This is a genomic window from Glycomyces dulcitolivorans (assembly GCF_003265355.1).
Taxonomy (GTDB): domain Bacteria; phylum Actinomycetota; class Actinomycetes; order Mycobacteriales; family Micromonosporaceae; genus Glycomyces; species Glycomyces dulcitolivorans.
Genome location: NZ_QFRW01000080.1, coordinates 15,200 through 30,669 on the forward strand (window position 1 = coordinate 15,200; position 15,470 = coordinate 30,669).

A 15,470-nucleotide genomic window follows, 5' to 3' on the forward strand; every position below is an offset into this window, starting at 1 on the left:
GGACCCGCTTGACATATGCCGTTATGGGTATATGATCGTGGCATGGCACGAGCCGCGACCACCTCCGACGCGTTCAACGCGATCGCCGAGCCCCAGCGCCGGCGCATCCTCGACCTGCTGCGGGGGCGCGAGCTGGCCGTGTCCGAGCTCGCGAGCGCGCTCGACCTCCCCCAGCCCGGGGTCTCCAAGCACCTGCGGGTGCTGCGGGAGGTCGAGCTGGTCAGCGTCCGCGGCGACGGCAAGCAGCGCCTGTACCGCCTGAACGCCCGCGCCCTGCGACCGGTCCAGGAGTGGGTCGGCGGGTTCGCGGAGTTCTGGGAGGCGAGCTTCGACCGGTTGGACGACTACGTGCAGGAACTCAAGGAGGCGGAAGATGACGACTGAGCGGGGGACGGCGGACCGGGAGATCGTGATCTCGCGGGTCGTCGACGGCCCGAGGGCACTGGTGTTCAAGGCGTTCACCGAGGTCCGGCACCTCTCGCGCTGGTGGGGCCCCGACGGGTTCACCACCACCACGCGGTCCTTCGAGTTCCGCGAGGGCGGCGCCTGGGAGTTCACGATGCACGGCCCCGACGGCACCGACTACCCGAACTGGATCACCTGGCGCGAGATCGCGCCGCCCGAGCGGATCTCCTTGGTGCACGGCGCGTTCGAGGGCGACCCGGAGTCGTTCGAGCAGGTCCTCCTCTTCACAGAGCAGGGCCCGAAGACCGAGCTGGAGATGCGGACCCTGTTCCCCACCAGGGAACTGCGCGACCGCGCCGTCCAGCGCTTCGGCGCGATCGAGGGCGGCAGGCAGACACTGGGCCGACTGGCGGAGTACGTCGGCGGCATGACCGAGAAGGAAGGCGAGAACTGATGGCCGGCAAGGTGTTCTTCAGCGTGACCATGTCCCTCGACGGCTACATCGCACCCGTCGACGACGGCGCCACCGAGGCGATGCTGAACGGGTGGAGCGAGTCCGACGCGCTCAAGCGCTGGATGGCCCGGTGGTCCGACCTCCAGGGGTGGGCCCTCGCGACGCGGTTCATGCGCGAGAGCCTGCACTTCGGCGAGGGCGGCGAGACCGGCCCGGACGACGACTTCCTCAAGGGCGTGTTCGACCGCACCGGCGCCACCGTCATCGGCAAGCGGATGTTCGACGCGGGCGAGCACAGCTGGCCCGAGGACGCGCCCTTCCACTCCTCGGTCTTCGTGGTCACCCATGAGGTCCGCGAGCCGTGGAAGCGTCTGGGCGGCACCACCTTCCACTTCGTGAACGACGGCATCGAGAGCGCGCTCGCCCAGGCCCGCGAGGCCGCGGGCGACCGCGACGTGCGCATCGGCGGCGGCGCCGAGACCATCGTCCAGTTCCTCAACGCCGGGCTCGTCGACGAGTTCCTGATCGCCCTGCGACCGGTCCTGTTCGGCGACGGCGTCAGCCTCTTCGGCGGCGTCGACACCTCGGCGGTCGCGCTGGACCTCGTCTCGTCCGAGGCCACGCCCTCGGTCACCCAGCTGTCCTACCGGGTGCGGCGCCGCTAGTCGAGGTCGATCGCCTCGGCCGCCTTCGACAGCCGCGAGTTGAAGCGGCTGAGGAACCGCAGCAGCGGGCCCGATTTGAGCATCAGGTTCCTGGCCCTGATCGCGAAGGCGCTCGCCGGGACCAGGAAGTCGAGGCCCGGGGCGGCGATGGCCTGGTTCGCGGCGACGTAGGGCCGCATGCGCCGCTCGTACGCCGCGAGGGCGGGCCCGGGGTCGTCATGGGCCGCGAGCTCCTCGGCGAGGACGTAGGCGCCGACGAGGGCGAGGCTGGTGCCCTGGCCGGACATCGGCGAGGGGCAGTAGCCCGCGTCGCCCAGGAGCGTCACGCGCCCTTTCGACCACGCGCCCATGTGGATCTGGGTCACCGAGTCGAAGTAGAAGTCGGGCGCGTCATCGAGGTCGGCGAGGATGCGGTCGGTCTCCCAGCCCATCCCGGCGAACACCTCGCGCAGTCGCCGCCGCTGCGCCGCAGGCGATTCGCGGTCGATCTCGGACTCGGCCGGGGTGCGGTAGAGCAGGAGCACCTTCGCCCCTTCCGCCCTCGGGGTGTGGTAGAGCGTCGAGACGCGGCCGGGCGTGTTGAACAGCCGGGCTTCTCCCTTGAATCCCAAGTGGTTCGGGACCGTCGCGATGCACACGTACGAGTTCAGGAAGCGCCGGTACGGGCGCTCGGGGCCGAAGGCCAGCGAGCGGGTCTTCGAGTGCAGGCCGTCGGCCCCCACCACCAGGTCGAAGGACTCCGACCCGCCCGAATCGAACTCCACGGCCACCCGATCGCCCTGCTGCTCCAGGGACTTGATCGAGTCCCCGTAGCGGTACTCGGCATCGGGGGCCGCCTCGTGGAGGAGTTCGACGAGGTCGCCGCGGAGGATCTCCAGTGAGCGCTCCTCCGGCGCGATCAGGCCGGGCCCGAAGCCCGCGACGGCGCGGCCCTCGGCGTCAACCATCGCGACCCCGGTGATCTCGGTCTTCGCGGCGCGGACGCCGTCGAGGACGCCCATGCGCTCGGCGACGTCGATCGCCTTGCCGCGCAAGTCGATCGTATAGCCGCCGGTCCGGCGCGAAGAGGCCTTCTCGACGACGACGGCGCGGATGCCCCTGCGCTCGAGCCAGTGCGCGAGCGCGGGCCCCGCGATGCTGGCGCCGGAGATGAGGACGTTCTGGACTGATGTCATGACGGGGTCGCTCGCTTTCTGGTGAAGCCGTGTTCCAGGAGGGTGAGGGCCCGGTCCACGAGCTCGAACGGGGGAGTGGAGAATCCGGCGGCGCACCAGTCCCGCATCGCGGCGAGGACGCCGCCCACGAAGGCGTGCACGAAGACCTGCACTTCGAACGCGTCCTCGCCGCCCACGGCGGCCGCGATGGCGCGGGACTTCTCGTAGCCGTGGAGGATCATCGCGGCCTCGATCGCCGGGTACCGGTAGATGAGCGTCACGCGGCGGCGGATCAGGAGGAGGTCGTCCTCGCCGAGGGCGGCGAAGCCCGCGCGCAGCGCCTCGCGGAGCGCCGCGATCGGGTCGTCCCCGCCGAACTCGGCGTTCAGTGCGCCCGGGTCGAGCTCGTCCTCGTCGTCCCAGATGACGAGCATCTCCTTGGAGCCGAAGTACCGGTAGACCGTGCGCGGCGAGACCTCGGCCGCGGCGGCGACCGCCTCGATGGCGACCTCGTCGAAGCCCTGCTCCTCGAACAGGTCGAGGGCCGCGCTCTGGATGCGGTGCATCGCGGCGAGCTTCTTGCGGTGCTGAAGGCCGTGGTCCATGGAACCAGTATAGGCAGTCACTGCCAAATGGCAGTGACTGCCTCTCAATTATCCTGAAAGATAATCCAATCAACCAGACGGATAATTGTGTGGTACGGTTTCGGCGTGGAACCGAAGACGAACCGGCAGCGGGCGCCCGAACCCGCCGAGCGCGTCCGCGATGCGGAGCGCACCAAGGCGAAGCTGCTCGACGCGGCCCTGACCGAGTTCGCCGCCAACGGCTACCGCGGCGCCCGCGTCAGCGCCATCGCCGAGTGCGCCGGCGTCAACAAGCAGCTCATCAGCTACTACTTCGGTGGCAAGGAGGGCCTGTACCGCGCGATCCAGCGCGAGTGGCTCGACCGCGAGCAGGAGCGGGCCGACCTGCCGCCCGATGAGCTCGTGCGCTGGTACCTGCACCAGAACCTCTCCGACCTGCGGGTCGTCAGGCTGGTGCTGTGGGAGGCCCTCGCCGACGACGCGCCCTCGGAGGAGACGCAGGAGGACATCGAGGCCGACCAGGAGCGGATGCGCGAGCGCCGCGACTTCGCCGAGGACCTCGACACGGCCGCGATGCAGCTCGCCCTCATGGGCATGGTCTTCGCGCCCGCGGTCTTCCGCGACACGGCCCGCCGGCTCTTCGGCGTCGACATCGACGACCCCGAGTTCGAAACCCGCTACGGCGACACCCTGTCGCGCATCCTCGCGCGGCTGGCCGCAGCACCCCCAACGGAAGGAAACCACCCATGACCGTCCTGGTCACCGGCGCGCGAGGCACCCTCGCGCGCAACGTCATCGCGCAGCTGATCCTCGCGGGCACCCCCGTCCGCGCCGCCAGCCGCGTCCCCGGCGCCGTCGAGCTGCCGGGCGGGGTCATGCCCGCCCGCGTCGACTTCACCGCGCCCGAGACCCTCGCCCCCGCTTTGGAAGGCGTCGAGAAGGTCTTCCTGTACGCCGCGCACGAGGGCATGGAGCACTTCGTCGAGGCGGCGGAGGCGAGCGGCGTCAAGCACGTCGTCCTGCTGTCCTCGGCGTCGGTCCTGTATCCGCAGACGAAGGAGAACGAGATCTCCCGCCGGCACCGCGCCGCCGAGCTTCCGCTGGAGGCCTCGGGCCTGGCATGGACGTTCGTGCGCCCGGCCATGTTCGCCACCAACTCGCTGTGGTGGGGCGACTCGATCAGGTCCGAAGGCCTGGTGCGCCTGCCGTACCCGGATGCGCCGGTCAATCCGATCCACGAGCGCGACATCGCCGACGTGGCCGTGACCGCGCTGCTCGGGAGCGGCCACGAAGGCCAGAAGTACACCGTGGACGGACCGGGGCACATCACCCAGCGCGAGCAGGTCGCCTTGATCGGCAAGGCGATCGGCCGCGACATCGCGGTCGAGGAGCTGCCGCGCGAGGCCGCCGCGCAGTTCTGGCCGGAGCCGCTGCTCGACATTCTCGCGAACGCTGAAGCCGAGCAGTGGGGCCCCACCGCTGAAGCCGTGACCGGCCGCCCGGCCCGCACGTTCGAGCAGTGGGCCGTCGACCACGCCGCCGACTTCCGCTGAAGTTCAGTCGGAGCGCGCCCGGTTCAGCCTGGCCGCCTGCCTGAGCAGGTGGCCCATCTCGGCCGTGCTGGGCGCGCTCCGCGCCGCGACCGCGTAGAGGCGCGCGGCCTCGGCCGTGTTCCCCGCCCGCTCATGGAGGTACGCGGCGACGGCGTCGCGCCGCGGCAGCTTCGCGTCGAGCCCCTCGACCAGGCGCAGCCCGGCGAGCGGTCCGTCCACGTGCCCGACCGCGACCGCCCGGTTCAGGGCCACAACGGGATTGCCCGGACCGAGCTTCAGCAGCTCGTCGTACCACTCCAGGATCTGCGACCAGTCGGTCTCCTCCGCCGTGGCGGCGTCGTCGTGGAGTGCGGCGATGGCGGCCTGGATCTGGTACTCGCCCAAGCGGTCCCGCACCAGGGCCCCTTGCAGCAGGTCCACGCCTTCGCCGATCATCGCGGTGTCCCAAAGGGACCGGTCCTGGAGCGCCAAAGGCACGAGGTCCCCTGCGGCGTCGGTGCGGGCGGCGCGTCGCGCGTGGTGCAGGAGCATCAGCGCGAGCAGGCCCGCCGCCTCCGCGTCCCCGGGGACCGACGCGGCGAGCTGGCGCGCCAGGCGGATCGCCTCCGCGGCCAGGTCGGCGTCGTCGGCTTTCCGCTCACCCGCGAAGCCGCGCTCGAAAAAGCCCTGGTCGAACATCAGGTAGAGCACCCGCAGCACGGCCCGCACGTCGCCGGGCCGCTCGAAGCGCTCGCCCGCGAGCGTCCGCTTGGCGCGCGAGATCCGTTGCGCCATCGTCGATTCGGGGACCAGGAACGCCCGCGCGATCTGGGCCGTGGTCAGGCCGCCGACCGCGCGCAGCGTCAGCGCGATCGCCGACGCCGGCGACAGCGCCGGATGGCAGCAGCGGCTCAGCAGGAGCAGCGTGTCGTCGGCCTGCCCGGCCGGTCCCGGCGCGGGCTCGCGCGTCACGTGCACCTCGCGCAGCGCCCGGGCCGAGGCCGAGCGCCGCGCGTCCAGGAACCGGCGCCACGCCACCGTGACGAGCCAGCCCTTCGGGTCGTCCGGGGCGTCGCCGTCCCAGCGGCGCACCGCCTCGACGAGGGCGTCCTGGACGGCGTCCTCGGCCGCCGCGAAATCGGCTCCGCGGCCGACGAGGACCCCGAGGACCTGCGGGGTCAGATCCCGCAGCAGGTGTTCGTCGAACATCGAACTATTCGACGACCGGCGCGTGGGTGAGGAACGGCCGGACCTCGATCCACTCGTGGAGCGGCAGGCCGTCCTTGCCGGGCGCCGAGGACAGGTACGCGGCGGCCTCGTAGGCGCGCTCCTTCGAGTCGACGTCGATGATCATCCACCCGGCGATGACGTCCTTGGTCTCGGCGAACGGCCCGTCGGTCACCGGGGCCGCGCCCTCGCCGCCGTAGCGGACGAACTCGCCTTCGAACGCCAGCGCCTGGGCGTCCACGAACTCGCCCCGTTCGCGCAGGTCGTCGGCGACCTTCCCCATGAACGCGATGTGCTCGGAGATCTCCTCCGGAGTCCACTCGTCCATCGCCGCGACCGCGTTCGCGTGCTGCTTGGGGCCGCCGCGGTAGTGCTTGAGCAACAGGTACTTCGCCATGACTGCAATCCTCCGTCTCGGGCGGCATCCCTTGCCGCCGACATCCCGGGGACGGAGCCCGCGCCGGGTTCTCGACATCCCTCGGGAAGTTCTCCGGATTTATTTTGCGCGCGGGGTTACGTCGGAGGTACGAGGCGGGTTTACGCCGCTGCGCGGATGCGGGGGAGCGGGGCGCGCGAACAGCATTGAGGTATCGATCACCTCGCAGAGGAGCCCCTGAAATGAACGTCAAGCAGCAATGGATCCGCCCCGAGTCCGCCGCCCTCGCCGGGATGCTCGCGAGCGCCGCCGGCATCGCCGTCCTGTGGGCCTCGGGCATCGAGTTCCCCGTCTACCCGCCTCCCGGCATCATCCTGCTCGGGACCGGCGCCGTCCTGTTCACCGTGCTGCGGGCCCGCGTCCGCTGGGCGGCCGTCCTGCCGATCGCGCTCGGCCTGTTCATCCAGGCCGGGTTCATGGTCGAGGGGTTCGTGAGCGGCACCGGGTTCGCCAACCTCGCCGGGGACGCCGGGATCGGCCCGATGGTCGGCCAGGCCGTCCAGCAGGTGGGCGCGATCACCGCGATCGTGGGAGGGGCGCTGACGGCGAAGGCCCGCCTGCCGCGCCAGGCGCGGAGGCGGGCCTCCTGAAGTGCGGGGTCGGGACGGCGGCGCTCAGGCGCCGCCGGCCCGGTTCGCTTTAGAGCACGCGGATGTTCGCGGCCTGCGGGCCCTTCTGGCCCTGCTCGACGTCGAACTCGACGTGCTGGTTTTCTTCGAGGTCACGGCGACCAGTTCCCTGGATCGCGGAGAAGTGCGCGAACACGTCCGCGGACCCGTCGTCGGGAGCGATGAAGCCAAAGCCCTTGTCGCCGTTGAACCATTTCACAGTGCCAGTGGCCATGTGTTCCTCCTGTTGTTCGTCGGTCCGCCGCAGCGTTCCGACTTCTTCATCGGGCCGCCGGAGCGGCCCAAATCCCGCGTCGATGAATCCGGCGCGGAAGCCTGGTGTGGGGTGTCGGGGCATGCGGCGACCGGCCGCGGTTGCGATACCGCGTGCCACAGAGTGATCCGTGTCGACTGGACGTCGGACCGCTTGATCGAGAAGATGGTTCGCCTGATTCGTTGAAGGTAAAGAAACGCCGCTCTGCCAACTTGCCGGCGGCGTTGAGAAGCTTGCCCGACCCTACACCAACTCAGCGACGCGTGACCCTGTGCAGGACCTCGCGGCCGCGCTCCGGGAGCTCGGCGGCGGCCGAGATGAGCGAATCGCGGGCCTCCTCCAGTTGCTCAAGTGCCTTGCGGTACCCGTGTGCCTTCGTGCGGCGGTCGTACGCGATCTTGAGTGCGACGACCGCGACGGCGGCGATGCCGGCGGCGGCGACGGCCACGACGATCGGGCGGACCCCGCGCCTCGGCTCGGGCCCCCACTCGTCCTCGTCGAGCAGGTCTTTCCCATGCAGCTCACCGATATCGGCACCTTCGCCCCCCGCGATGTCCGACATGCGGATCGCGTCGGCCTCGGCTCCCGGCTCGGTGAACTCGTCGATCAGATCCTTCTGTCTTGCCATGTTCGCCTCCTCCTAGACCTACCAGTATTCCCCCTCCGGCGACCTGGGAAACCTCGGTTCCGACACTCGGATGATGACGACATCGGGATGATCACGTATCCTGAACCGAACGAGATCGAGGGAGCGAACATGGCGAGGCTCACACGAGTCCAGCAGCAGGCGCGGACCCGCGCGGCGGTTCTGGCCGCGGCGCGGGAGGAGTTCATCGAGCACGGGTACGCCGCCGCGAAGGTCGACCGGATCGCCGAGCGCGCCGAGCTCACCCGCGGCGCGGTCTACTCCAACTTCCCGGGCAAGCGCGCCCTCTACCTGGCCGTCCTCGTCGACATGGTCGGGCACGCCCCCAACGTCGAGGCCACGGCCGCGCCCGCGACCGCCGAGGACGCCCTCGCGCGGTTCGCCCGCGCCTGGCTGGAGCGCCTTCCGCTCGCCGGTGACACCGCCTCGGGCGGCCGCCTCCAGCTCCGCTCCCTCGTCGGCGTCATCGACGACGACCGCGACCGCGCCGCCCTCGCCCAGCTCGCGCGCCTGGAGGCGCTCCTGCTCGCGGTCGGCCTCGAATCCTGCGGACCTGGGCGCCGCGTCCGCACCGCCGAGCTCGCCTTGACCCTCCTGTCCGGCGCCGGCGTCCTCGCCGAGCTCGCCCCCGGCTTCGGCGACCCCTTCGACCGCGCCCGCGCCTGCGGCCACCTCGCGACCCTCGACCTCGACGACGCCTGGGCGCCCCCGCACCTGCCGTTCGTCGCCCCCGCCCAGATCGTCCAGGAACCCCTCGAACCGATCGACGGCCTCACCGACCTCGTTTCCGGGGGACCCGTCGACCCGGCCGCCGACGGCCTCGTCACCGTCCTCGGCATCGAACGCCTCGCCGCCGCCGAGGACGCCGTCCGCTCCGCCGCCCGCGGCGAGCGGGTCACCGTCGTCATCGCCGTGCCCTTCGAGACCGGGGACCTCGTGCGGCTCAAGGTGAGCGACCTCACCTCCTGCCTGCGGGCCGTGTTCCCCGCCGGCACCTGGGCCCGCCTCAAGATCGTCCTTGGCGACCAGCGGCTCGCCACGGTCCTCGGTGTCGCCGACCCCGCCGACGACACCGAATCGGCCCTGCGCGTCCGCAGCGGCACCGTCACCGCCCGCGGGCGCGGCCTCGGCGCCGCCTACGCCGTCGCCCGCTCCGGACGGAAGGCCGCCGCGTGAGCGTCCTCCACGCCATCCGCTGCGGCGGGTACTCCGGCGTCGACCGCATCGCCGCCGCGACGGGACTCGACCCGGCCGCCGTCGAATCCGAACTCATCGACCTCGGGGTCGCCGGCCTCGTCACCCGCATCGAAGGCGGCGTGTGGGGCCTCACCGACGCCGGACGCGCCGCCGACGCCGAGAACACCGCCGCCGAACTCGACGCGGCCGGCGCCCGGCCCGCCGTCGCGGCCGCCTACGAGCGGTTCCTCGTCCTCAACCCCGAACTCCTCGACCTGTGCACCGCCTGGCAGCTGCGGCCCGTCGACGGCGTCGTCCGGGTCAACGACCATGACGACCTCGCCTACGACACCCGCGTCCTCGACCGCTTCGCCGACCTCGACGCCCGCGCCGCCGGCGTCTGCGCCGCACTGGCCGCGGCCCTGCCCCGGTTCGGCCGCTACCCGATCCGCTTGAGCGGGGCGCTGAAGCGCGTCGCCGCCGGGGACCTCGAATACCTCGCCGACGACACCGGCTCGTACCACGCGATCTGGGCCGAACTCCACGAAGACCAGCTCGCGACCCTGGGGATTCCGCGGTGAGCTGGATCAGGACGATCGACGCGGCGACTGTTGAGGGCCCGGAGGTCTTGGGCGCCAAGGCCCACGGGCTCGCGCTCATGCACCGGCTCGGCCTGCCGGTGCCGCCCGCGGTCGTGGTGGTCGTGGAGGCGTGCCGCGAGTACCTGCGCGGCGGGAAGTTTCCCGACGGGCTCCGCGACGAACTCGCCGATGCCGTTGCGGGCCTGGGCGCCCGGCGCGTGTCGGTCCGCTCGGGCGCGGCCGTGTCGATGCCCGGGATGATGGACACGATCCTCGCCCTGGAACCGACTGAGGAGGCGGTGGAGGCCGCCGTCGCGGCCGTCTTCGACTCCTGGAACGCCCCGCGCGCCCGCACCTACCGCGACCTGAACGCCCTCCCGCACGACCTCGGCACCGCGGTCATCGTGCAGGCCATGGTCTTCGGCGACCGCGACGACCGCAGCGGCACCGGCATCGCCTTCAGCCGCGACCCCAACACCGGGGCGCCGGAGCCGTACGGCGACGTCCTGTTCGGACACCAGGGCGAGGACGTCGTCTCCGGCCGGACCAGGACGCTGCCGCTGCAGGCGCTCGCTGAGCGCAAGCCGGGGGTCTGGGACGGCCTGGTGGCTGCGCTGCACCGGATCGAGGACCACTACCGGGACGCCTGCTACACCGAGTTCACCTTCGAGTCCGGCGAGCTGTGGCTGCTCCAGACCCGGCCGGGCCGGTTCACCGGTGCCGCGGCGGTGCGGCTCGCGGTCGACCTCGCAGAGGAGGGCGCGATCACGAGACACGAAGCGCTGCTTCGGGTCTCGCCAGGCCATGTGAAGCTCGCGCGCACGCCCCGGATCGCAGGGGATCACGAGGTGATCGGTCGCGGCATCGGCGCCTGCCCCGGCGTTGCCTCCGGCCGGATCGCGACCACAGTGGAGGAGGCGATCCGGATGGCACCTGACGGGCCGGTGATCCTCATGCGGCCCGAGACCTCGCCCCACGACATGAGCGGCCTCGCGGTGGCCGCGGGAATCGTCACTGAGCGCGGCGGGCCCGCCAGTCACGCGGCCGTCGTCGCACGGGCCATGGGCAAGCCTGCGGTCGTGGGCGTCACCGGTCTCGATGCGGCCCAAGGTGAACTCGTCACCATCGACGGCACCAGCGGCGTCGTCGTGCGCGGCCTCGCCCCGGCCGTTGCGGACGCCGCCGCAGACCACCTGGAGCGCCTGCTCGCCTGGGCCGACGACGCCTCAGGTGACCGCACCCCGCGCGGCGAGGCCGAACGCCTCGCTGCGGCCCGCGAGGCACTCCGCCGCTAGGCCGCACTCGTAGCCCGCTCGCAGGGGAATCGTTGTCTCAGATGGGGACTGTGCGGGACCGCGGCACGCCGCGGTCCCGCACATCAGGTGCCTCAGGGCTTGGGTCCGCCTCCGAACCCGGTCCAGCGCAGCTCGTCCGGGAGATGCCCCATGTCGTTGAACAGGAGCACCCGCGGCGCTCCGCCCGAGGGGAAGTCGATCGCGGTGAGTGCGGTGTTCCCGCTGTTGAGCCCCAGCCACCGCTCGGGCGGCGCGTCCAGCGCATGGCGCAGCATCCACGCCACCTGATAGGCGTGCGTGACCAAGACCTCGTGGACCTCTTCCGTTGCGGGCCTTGCGAATCGATGTGTCAGTGCTTCGGCGAGGCGCGCCCCGGACGCGGCCTCCTCCGCGTCGAAGCCGTCGAAGAACCCGGCCCACTCCGGGAGCATCGGGTCGGGGACGTGCGGCACGTGGTCGATCAGCTCCGCCGACTCCTGCGGCCGGACCCCGAGCCGCTCGCCGATGATCGCCGCCGACGCCGCCGCGCGCGACAGCGACGAGTGGTGGACGGCGTCGATCGGCAAGGCCGCCAACCGGTCCGCTAGCAGGGCCGTCTGCCGCCGCCCGGTGTCGGTCAGCTCCCCGAAGGGGTCCGCCTCGCCGTGCCTCACCAAGTACAGGTGCCTGGTCGCCATGGTGCCGCTCCTCTCGATCGAGATGCTCAATCCATTCAGATGATGTCATCATCTTAAATTGCGGCCTTCGCCCCGTTCCGCGCACCCCGTCCGTCCTGTGTGGGCCTGCGGCGCAACCGATCGCGGGCGGCGGTGTCGCTGTAGTCTTGACGCGTCTTGACGTTCTCTTGACGCATATCAACACGACAGTGCCACAACTGAACGTCATATTGATCGAAGTTGATTGATTATGTGTGAATCGAGTCACTGGGAGTGTCCGTGTGGGAGGTCGCAGGCGTCTATGGGGACAGACCCCTGAACCGTCATGCGGATTACCATTCCCGTTAACCCACAACGCAATAGCATTGGCCAACCATCTCGCGGAGGAGCGGTCACCGCTCCCGAAGGGCCGCGTGAGCACGAGGAGAGCAAGTGAGCGAGACCCCCGATCACCCTGAGCCGGCCGAGGAGTTCGATCTCGCGGCCTTCATGGCGGACTTCGAGAAGCGCATGTCCTCGCTTCGCGCTGAGGCCCAGCCGGTACGGCACCTCGTCGACGCCACCAGCGTCCGGATCGTCTCGGACGGCGGGGAAGTGGCGGTCACGGCGAACATCGCGGGCGCGCTCGTCGACGTCGAGTTCCTCCCGCCGTCGAAGTCGATGGCGCCGATCGAGCAGGCCGCCTTGGTCATCGAGACGTACGAGCAGGCGGCCGAGGCCGCCCGCGACCGCACCCACGACATCGTCGCGGGCTTCGTGGACCAGTCCGCCCGCACGCGCGAGCTCGCGCGCCGACTGGTCGAAGAGGCCCGCGAGAAGCGCACCGACCCCGAGCAATAGCTCTGAAATGCCGAGGCCGCCAGACGCGTTCGCGCCCGGCGGTCTAAGCGGCGCGAGGAGGGACCGGGCGGAGCCGCCGCCCTGGGTCCACCTCCGCAGGCCTCAGGACTCGGGACGGAAGTCGTAGTAGCTCATGTTGCGCGGCTCGACGAGGGCCTCCATGAACAGCTCGGGGTGCTCCGCCGTCACCAGCTTGCCGATCCGCTGCAGCAGAATGCCCTCCGTGAAGTACCCGCGGGCCATCCGCTCGTACTTCTCGTCGAGGACCTCGATCCCGACGCCCGCATCGGTCCAGGCGTACTCCGCGACCTTGCGCATGCCGCCGGGCTGGAGCGCGTAGAACCCGATCTTCCTGGGAATGCCACTCATCACGGATTCGTCTCCCTAATCACGTATTTCGCCCACACCTCGGTGATGCGCCCGGGCCAGGCGGCACCGGTGATCCCGCCGCTCTCCCGGACCTCGTCGAGCCGGTCGATCACGCCGTCGACCGCCGCGTCCTCCAACCCTAGACGGGACAGGTCGTCGCCGAGCTGGTCGGAGTCGACCCTCTCAAGGTCGAGGACGAGGCCCCGGTCGAGGTAGTGGCCGTAGTCGTTGGCGACGAAGTCGGAGCGGATGCCGCGGATCTGACCCCGGTCGAAGGAGTTCTCGTCCAAGGGGAAGGCGAGGCCGTGGTCGATGGGGACGATGCCGCCGTTCTCGTCGGTGAGGTAGTTGCCGGTGTGCCGGTCGCTGTTGCCGATCACGTAGTCGAACACGGCCATGCGCTGCTGCTCCGAGGTCGTGTAGTCCGCGGGGTCGTTGCTCGGGGAGTTCGGCATCGCCATGCGCTGCAACGAGCCCGGGCCGTCCGGCCCGTTCCACATGGTGGTGGAGGGGGTGAGGCCCAGCCCGAGGTGCCGGTCCACGACCGAGGCGGCGACTTCGCGCGCGGCCATCCCCGATGGCGGAATCGTGTCCCACTTGCTCGTTTCCCCGGACGCGGGCTTGTAGAGCCCCTGCGACCCGTCCTCGAAGGTGACGATGTACGCCTCGTTGACGTGCGCGTGCGCGTTCATCGGAGAGATGTCGGTGACCTGGAGGTCCATCGGGTCCGGCCAGGGCTCGGTGTGGTGCGGCACCGACGAATAGTCCGGCGCCGGTTCGGCGCTCTCGGTCGATGTCGTCGACGAATCCGGCGAGGACCGCGGGGCGGAGCCCGCGTTGGAGACGCGGGCGGCCGACAGCCGCTCCCTGGTCGCCCGGGCGTCGTCGGCGTGGCTCCGGCCGGCCAGGGGGCTGCGGGAGCGGGTGCGGCCGGTGGCGCCGGACCCGGAGGCGTCCGGGCCGGAGGGTCCGCTGCGGCGGTGGAGGCCGAAGAGCCCGAAGAGGATCGGGACGAGTGCGACGCGCAGGAGGAGTCGGTTCACGGCGGGGCCCCTCATCCGAACAGGAGTTTGCGGAGGGCGGTCATGGAGTCGATGAGGCCGGTGAGCCAGCCGAAGATCTTGCCTACCCACTCCGTGATCCTCATGATCGCCTTGGGGAGGACCCATGCGAGGCCGATGCCGATGGTGAAGGCGACCTCGGCGGCCCAGGCGATGAGGGAGCCGACGCACTGGGCCACGAACTCGCGCACGAACTCCCGGACCATGGTCACCACCTGCCCGGCTCCTCGGGTGGCGTTGCCGAGCGCCATCGCGGTGCCGCCGATGCACGCGAGGGTCTCGGCGTTCGCGTCCGAGACGCCCCGGTAGGCGTCGGCCGCACTGCCGCTCCAGGCCTGGACCTCGCCGACGATCGACACCATTTGCTCGGACATCGCGAAGCATTCGTTCGCGACGTTGTCCCATGTCATCGCATGGGCCTCAACGAGAGTGGGATTGCCGGCGAGCATGTCGAGGGCGTCCTGGAGCGGCTGGGCGTGCTCGATGAGCCAGCCCACGCCGGCCGCGGCGAGGGTCCCGAGCGGGTCGACGACGGCGCCCACGGTCTCCAGGGCTGCGCCCAGGCCGGCGATGGAGCCGTCGATCCAGGAGCCGGAGCCGATCGCGGTCGCCAGGCCCGTGTAGGACTCGGCGATCCCGGCGCCGGTCATGGCGCCCTCGGTTGGCGGGACGGCACTTTCGGTGGAAACGAGGTCGGTCACGGGGGTCCCTCCGCTCAGAGCAGGTCTTGGATGGCGCGGTACGAGTCGGCGACCGCCTCGTCCACGGCGTCGTAATCGTCCGCGGTGCCGCGCACCGCCTCGGCCAGGAGCTCGAAGTTCTCCTGCGCGATGGCGGTGAGCTCCTTCTGCTCGTTCTGGCGGTCCTCCAGCGTGGGCGGGAGGAACTGGCAGAGGACCCCGTACGCCTGGTCGTCCTGCGCGATCGAGTCGATGGCGCTGAGGACGGCGGCGAAGCGGTCCCGAATCGCGTCGATGCTGGCCGCATGGGTGCGCAGCTCGTCGGTGAGGACGCCGAACTGGTCGCTCACGACTCCTCCGCCTCGGGCTCGGGGAAGCGCATTTTGAGGGAGTCGACCAGGGCCCGGGCGGTGGGGGAGCCGGGTTCGAGGCGCTCCTCGACGGCGGCGCGGGCGTTGTCGATCAGGACCCTGCCCGCGCTCGCGTACGCCTGCATGAACTGGCGCTCGGCGTGGTGCGGCTGCATGCGCTGGAACTCGGGTTTGAACTGGACGCCGGTGACGGCTCCGGAGGAGTCGAGCTTGACGGCGCAGACCCCGTTGGCGTCCCACCCGACCGCGGTGACCGCCTGGACGGCCTCGGAGGCGGCGACGGCGTCGGCGGCCATCTTGTCGGCGCGCTCCTTCCAGTCCGCTATGGCGGACCGGGCGTCCTCAGGGGATTGGATATCGATCATGCTTGTGCCCCTTCCGATTCACTGGAAGTTCAGTGCGTATCCACAAGCTATCAAACGTGATCGGGTACGACTAGATGCGAATATCGTTGTA

General features: G+C 70.8%; 23 protein-coding genes. 11 read left to right on the plus strand and 12 right to left on the minus strand.

Features of this window, described 5'->3' with window-relative positions:
* The first annotated feature begins 42 nt into the window (after positions 1-42).
* The 3 genes from DI269_RS07565 to DI269_RS07575 are packed head-to-tail and all read left to right on the plus strand — an operon-like array spanning position 43 to position 1,524.
* Positions 43-384, plus strand: a complete 342-nt coding sequence (locus DI269_RS07565) for an ArsR/SmtB family transcription factor (RefSeq protein WP_112134490.1) — start codon at positions 43-45, stop codon at positions 382-384.
* Positions 374-859 (plus strand): SRPBCC family protein, encoded by a 486-nt coding sequence (locus DI269_RS07570; protein WP_112134491.1) that lies wholly within the window; start codon positions 374-376, stop codon positions 857-859. The genes DI269_RS07565 and DI269_RS07570 overlap by 11 nt, the downstream gene beginning before the upstream one ends.
* Entirely contained in the window at positions 859-1,524 is a 666-nt protein-coding gene (locus tag DI269_RS07575) for a dihydrofolate reductase family protein (RefSeq protein WP_112134492.1), read from the plus strand. Before DI269_RS07570 ends, DI269_RS07575 begins: the two co-directional genes overlap by 1 nt.
* Here DI269_RS07575 and DI269_RS07580 read toward each other — a convergent pair.
* Both DI269_RS07580 and DI269_RS07585 read right to left on the minus strand, forming a co-directional pair.
* Positions 1,521-2,699 (minus strand): FAD-dependent monooxygenase, encoded by a 1,179-nt coding sequence (locus tag DI269_RS07580; RefSeq protein WP_112134493.1) that lies wholly within the window; start codon positions 2,697-2,699, stop codon positions 1,521-1,523. The two genes, DI269_RS07575 and DI269_RS07580, sit on opposite strands and share 4 nt — an antisense overlap.
* Positions 2,696-3,283, minus strand: coding sequence for an acyl-CoA-like ligand-binding transcription factor (locus DI269_RS07585; RefSeq protein ID WP_112134494.1), 588 nt, complete (start codon positions 3,281-3,283; stop codon positions 2,696-2,698). Before DI269_RS07585 ends, DI269_RS07580 begins: the two co-directional genes overlap by 4 nt.
* A 105-nt stretch (positions 3,284-3,388) precedes the next feature.
* Between DI269_RS07585 and DI269_RS07590 the strand changes: the two genes are divergently transcribed.
* Both DI269_RS07590 and DI269_RS07595 read left to right on the plus strand, forming a co-directional pair.
* Positions 3,389-4,012 carry a TetR/AcrR family transcriptional regulator gene (locus tag DI269_RS07590; RefSeq protein WP_112134572.1) on the plus strand — a complete coding sequence of 208 codons (624 nt, stop codon included), beginning with the start codon at positions 3,389-3,391 and terminating at the stop codon, positions 4,010-4,012.
* Positions 4,009-4,815 (plus strand): NAD(P)H-binding protein, encoded by an 807-nt coding sequence (locus DI269_RS07595; RefSeq protein ID WP_112134495.1) that lies wholly within the window; start codon positions 4,009-4,011, stop codon positions 4,813-4,815. Before DI269_RS07590 ends, DI269_RS07595 begins: the two co-directional genes overlap by 4 nt.
* Positions 4,816-4,818: 3 nt before the next feature.
* Here the strand turns inward: DI269_RS07595 and DI269_RS07600 are convergent, their stop codons facing one another.
* On the minus strand, positions 4,819-6,003 hold the full coding sequence (locus DI269_RS07600) for an RNA polymerase sigma factor (protein WP_112134496.1): 1,185 nt from the start codon (positions 6,001-6,003) through the stop codon (positions 4,819-4,821).
* Positions 6,004-6,007: 4 nt separating this feature from the next.
* Positions 6,008-6,418, minus strand: coding sequence for a YciI family protein (locus DI269_RS07605; RefSeq protein ID WP_112134497.1), 411 nt, complete (start codon positions 6,416-6,418; stop codon positions 6,008-6,010).
* A gap of 221 nt (positions 6,419-6,639) precedes the next feature.
* Between DI269_RS07605 and DI269_RS07610 the strand changes: the two genes are divergently transcribed.
* Entirely contained in the window at positions 6,640-7,047 is a 408-nt protein-coding gene (locus DI269_RS07610; protein WP_112134498.1) for a hypothetical protein, read from the plus strand.
* A gap of 49 nt (positions 7,048-7,096) precedes the next feature.
* Here DI269_RS07610 and DI269_RS07615 read toward each other — a convergent pair whose 3' ends face one another.
* Positions 7,097-7,300 (minus strand): cold-shock protein, encoded by a 204-nt coding sequence (locus tag DI269_RS07615; protein ID WP_091051883.1) that lies wholly within the window; start codon positions 7,298-7,300, stop codon positions 7,097-7,099.
* Between DI269_RS07615 and DI269_RS07620 the strand changes: the two genes are divergently transcribed.
* Positions 7,301-7,525: a hypothetical protein gene (locus DI269_RS07620; RefSeq protein ID WP_112134499.1), complete on the plus strand. Its 225-nt coding sequence runs from the start codon at positions 7,301-7,303 to the stop codon at positions 7,523-7,525.
* A gap of 67 nt (positions 7,526-7,592) precedes the next feature.
* Here the strand turns inward: DI269_RS07620 and DI269_RS07625 are convergent, their stop codons facing one another.
* The gene (locus DI269_RS07625) at positions 7,593-7,967 is read right to left on the minus strand and encodes a hypothetical protein (protein ID WP_112134500.1); all 375 of its coding nucleotides are present in this window, start codon (positions 7,965-7,967) and stop codon (positions 7,593-7,595) included.
* Positions 7,968-8,096: 129 nt separating this feature from the next.
* Between DI269_RS07625 and DI269_RS07630 the strand changes: the two genes are divergently transcribed.
* Genes DI269_RS07630 through DI269_RS07640 form a run of 3 tightly spaced genes read left to right on the plus strand, consistent with a single transcriptional unit; the run spans position 8,097 to position 11,037 of the window.
* Positions 8,097-9,161 carry a TetR/AcrR family transcriptional regulator gene (locus DI269_RS07630; protein WP_112134573.1) on the plus strand — a complete coding sequence of 355 codons (1,065 nt, stop codon included), beginning with the start codon at positions 8,097-8,099 and terminating at the stop codon, positions 9,159-9,161.
* On the plus strand, positions 9,158-9,742 hold the full coding sequence (locus tag DI269_RS07635; RefSeq protein ID WP_112134501.1) for a DprA-like winged helix domain-containing protein: 585 nt from the start codon (positions 9,158-9,160) through the stop codon (positions 9,740-9,742). The genes DI269_RS07630 and DI269_RS07635 overlap by 4 nt, the downstream gene beginning before the upstream one ends.
* Entirely contained in the window at positions 9,739-11,037 is a 1,299-nt protein-coding gene (locus DI269_RS07640; RefSeq protein ID WP_198667238.1) for a PEP/pyruvate-binding domain-containing protein, read from the plus strand. Before DI269_RS07635 ends, DI269_RS07640 begins: the two co-directional genes overlap by 4 nt.
* Before the next feature lie 92 nt (positions 11,038-11,129).
* Here DI269_RS07640 and DI269_RS07645 read toward each other — a convergent pair whose 3' ends face one another.
* Positions 11,130-11,714, minus strand: coding sequence for a histidine phosphatase family protein (locus tag DI269_RS07645; RefSeq protein WP_112134575.1), 585 nt, complete (start codon positions 11,712-11,714; stop codon positions 11,130-11,132).
* 411 nt (positions 11,715-12,125) lie between these two features.
* On the opposite strand from DI269_RS07645, the gene DI269_RS07650 reads away from it, so the two are divergent.
* Positions 12,126-12,533 carry a hypothetical protein gene (locus DI269_RS07650; RefSeq protein WP_112134502.1) on the plus strand — a complete coding sequence of 136 codons (408 nt, stop codon included), beginning with the start codon at positions 12,126-12,128 and terminating at the stop codon, positions 12,531-12,533.
* Between the two features lie 102 nt (positions 12,534-12,635).
* Here the strand turns inward: DI269_RS07650 and DI269_RS07655 are convergent, their stop codons facing one another.
* Genes DI269_RS07655 through DI269_RS26885 form a run of 5 tightly spaced genes read right to left on the minus strand, consistent with a single transcriptional unit; the run spans position 12,636 to position 15,379 of the window.
* Complete coding sequence (locus DI269_RS07655) at positions 12,636-12,905, minus strand: hypothetical protein (protein ID WP_198667239.1); 270 nt, start codon at positions 12,903-12,905, stop codon at positions 12,636-12,638.
* On the minus strand, positions 12,902-13,945 hold the full coding sequence (locus DI269_RS07660; protein WP_112134504.1) for a protein kinase family protein: 1,044 nt from the start codon (positions 13,943-13,945) through the stop codon (positions 12,902-12,904). The genes DI269_RS07655 and DI269_RS07660 overlap by 4 nt, the downstream gene beginning before the upstream one ends.
* Before the next feature lie 11 nt (positions 13,946-13,956).
* Positions 13,957-14,664 (minus strand): hypothetical protein, encoded by a 708-nt coding sequence (locus DI269_RS07665; RefSeq protein ID WP_157974823.1) that lies wholly within the window; start codon positions 14,662-14,664, stop codon positions 13,957-13,959.
* 14 nt (positions 14,665-14,678) lie between these two features.
* Positions 14,679-14,993, minus strand: a complete 315-nt coding sequence (locus DI269_RS26880; protein ID WP_157974824.1) for a type VII secretion target — start codon at positions 14,991-14,993, stop codon at positions 14,679-14,681.
* Positions 14,990-15,379 (minus strand): hypothetical protein, encoded by a 390-nt coding sequence (locus DI269_RS26885; RefSeq protein WP_157974825.1) that lies wholly within the window; start codon positions 15,377-15,379, stop codon positions 14,990-14,992. Before DI269_RS26885 ends, DI269_RS26880 begins: the two co-directional genes overlap by 4 nt.
* Between the last annotated feature and the right edge of the window lie 91 nt (positions 15,380-15,470).

Bases quoted from the DNA above. Each gene is read 5' to 3' on its own strand.
- DI269_RS07630 (WP_112134573.1), top strand. From the start codon at position 8,097: ATGGCGAGGCTCACACGAGTCCAGCAGCAGGCGCGGACCCGCGCGGCG.
- DI269_RS07570 (WP_112134491.1), top strand. From the start codon at position 374: ATGACGACTGAGCGGGGGACGGCGGACCGGGAGATCGTGATCTCGCGG.
- DI269_RS26885 (WP_157974825.1), bottom strand. From the start codon at position 15,379: ATGATCGATATCCAATCCCCTGAGGACGCCCGGTCCGCCATAGCGGAC.
- DI269_RS07575 (WP_112134492.1), top strand. From the start codon at position 859: ATGGCCGGCAAGGTGTTCTTCAGCGTGACCATGTCCCTCGACGGCTAC.
- DI269_RS07565 (WP_112134490.1), top strand. From the start codon at position 43: ATGGCACGAGCCGCGACCACCTCCGACGCGTTCAACGCGATCGCCGAG.
- DI269_RS07645 (WP_112134575.1), bottom strand. From the start codon at position 11,714: ATGGCGACCAGGCACCTGTACTTGGTGAGGCACGGCGAGGCGGACCCC.
- DI269_RS07585 (WP_112134494.1), bottom strand. From the start codon at position 3,283: ATGGACCACGGCCTTCAGCACCGCAAGAAGCTCGCCGCGATGCACCGC.
- DI269_RS07580 (WP_112134493.1), bottom strand. From the start codon at position 2,699: ATGACATCAGTCCAGAACGTCCTCATCTCCGGCGCCAGCATCGCGGGG.
- DI269_RS07625 (WP_112134500.1), bottom strand. From the start codon at position 7,967: ATGGCAAGACAGAAGGATCTGATCGACGAGTTCACCGAGCCGGGAGCC.
- DI269_RS07605 (WP_112134497.1), bottom strand. From the start codon at position 6,418: ATGGCGAAGTACCTGTTGCTCAAGCACTACCGCGGCGGCCCCAAGCAG.
- DI269_RS07600 (WP_112134496.1), bottom strand. From the start codon at position 6,003: ATGTTCGACGAACACCTGCTGCGGGATCTGACCCCGCAGGTCCTCGGG.
- DI269_RS07610 (WP_112134498.1), top strand. From the start codon at position 6,640: ATGAACGTCAAGCAGCAATGGATCCGCCCCGAGTCCGCCGCCCTCGCC.
- DI269_RS07595 (WP_112134495.1), top strand. From the start codon at position 4,009: ATGACCGTCCTGGTCACCGGCGCGCGAGGCACCCTCGCGCGCAACGTC.
- DI269_RS07615 (WP_091051883.1), bottom strand. From the start codon at position 7,300: ATGGCCACTGGCACTGTGAAATGGTTCAACGGCGACAAGGGCTTTGGC.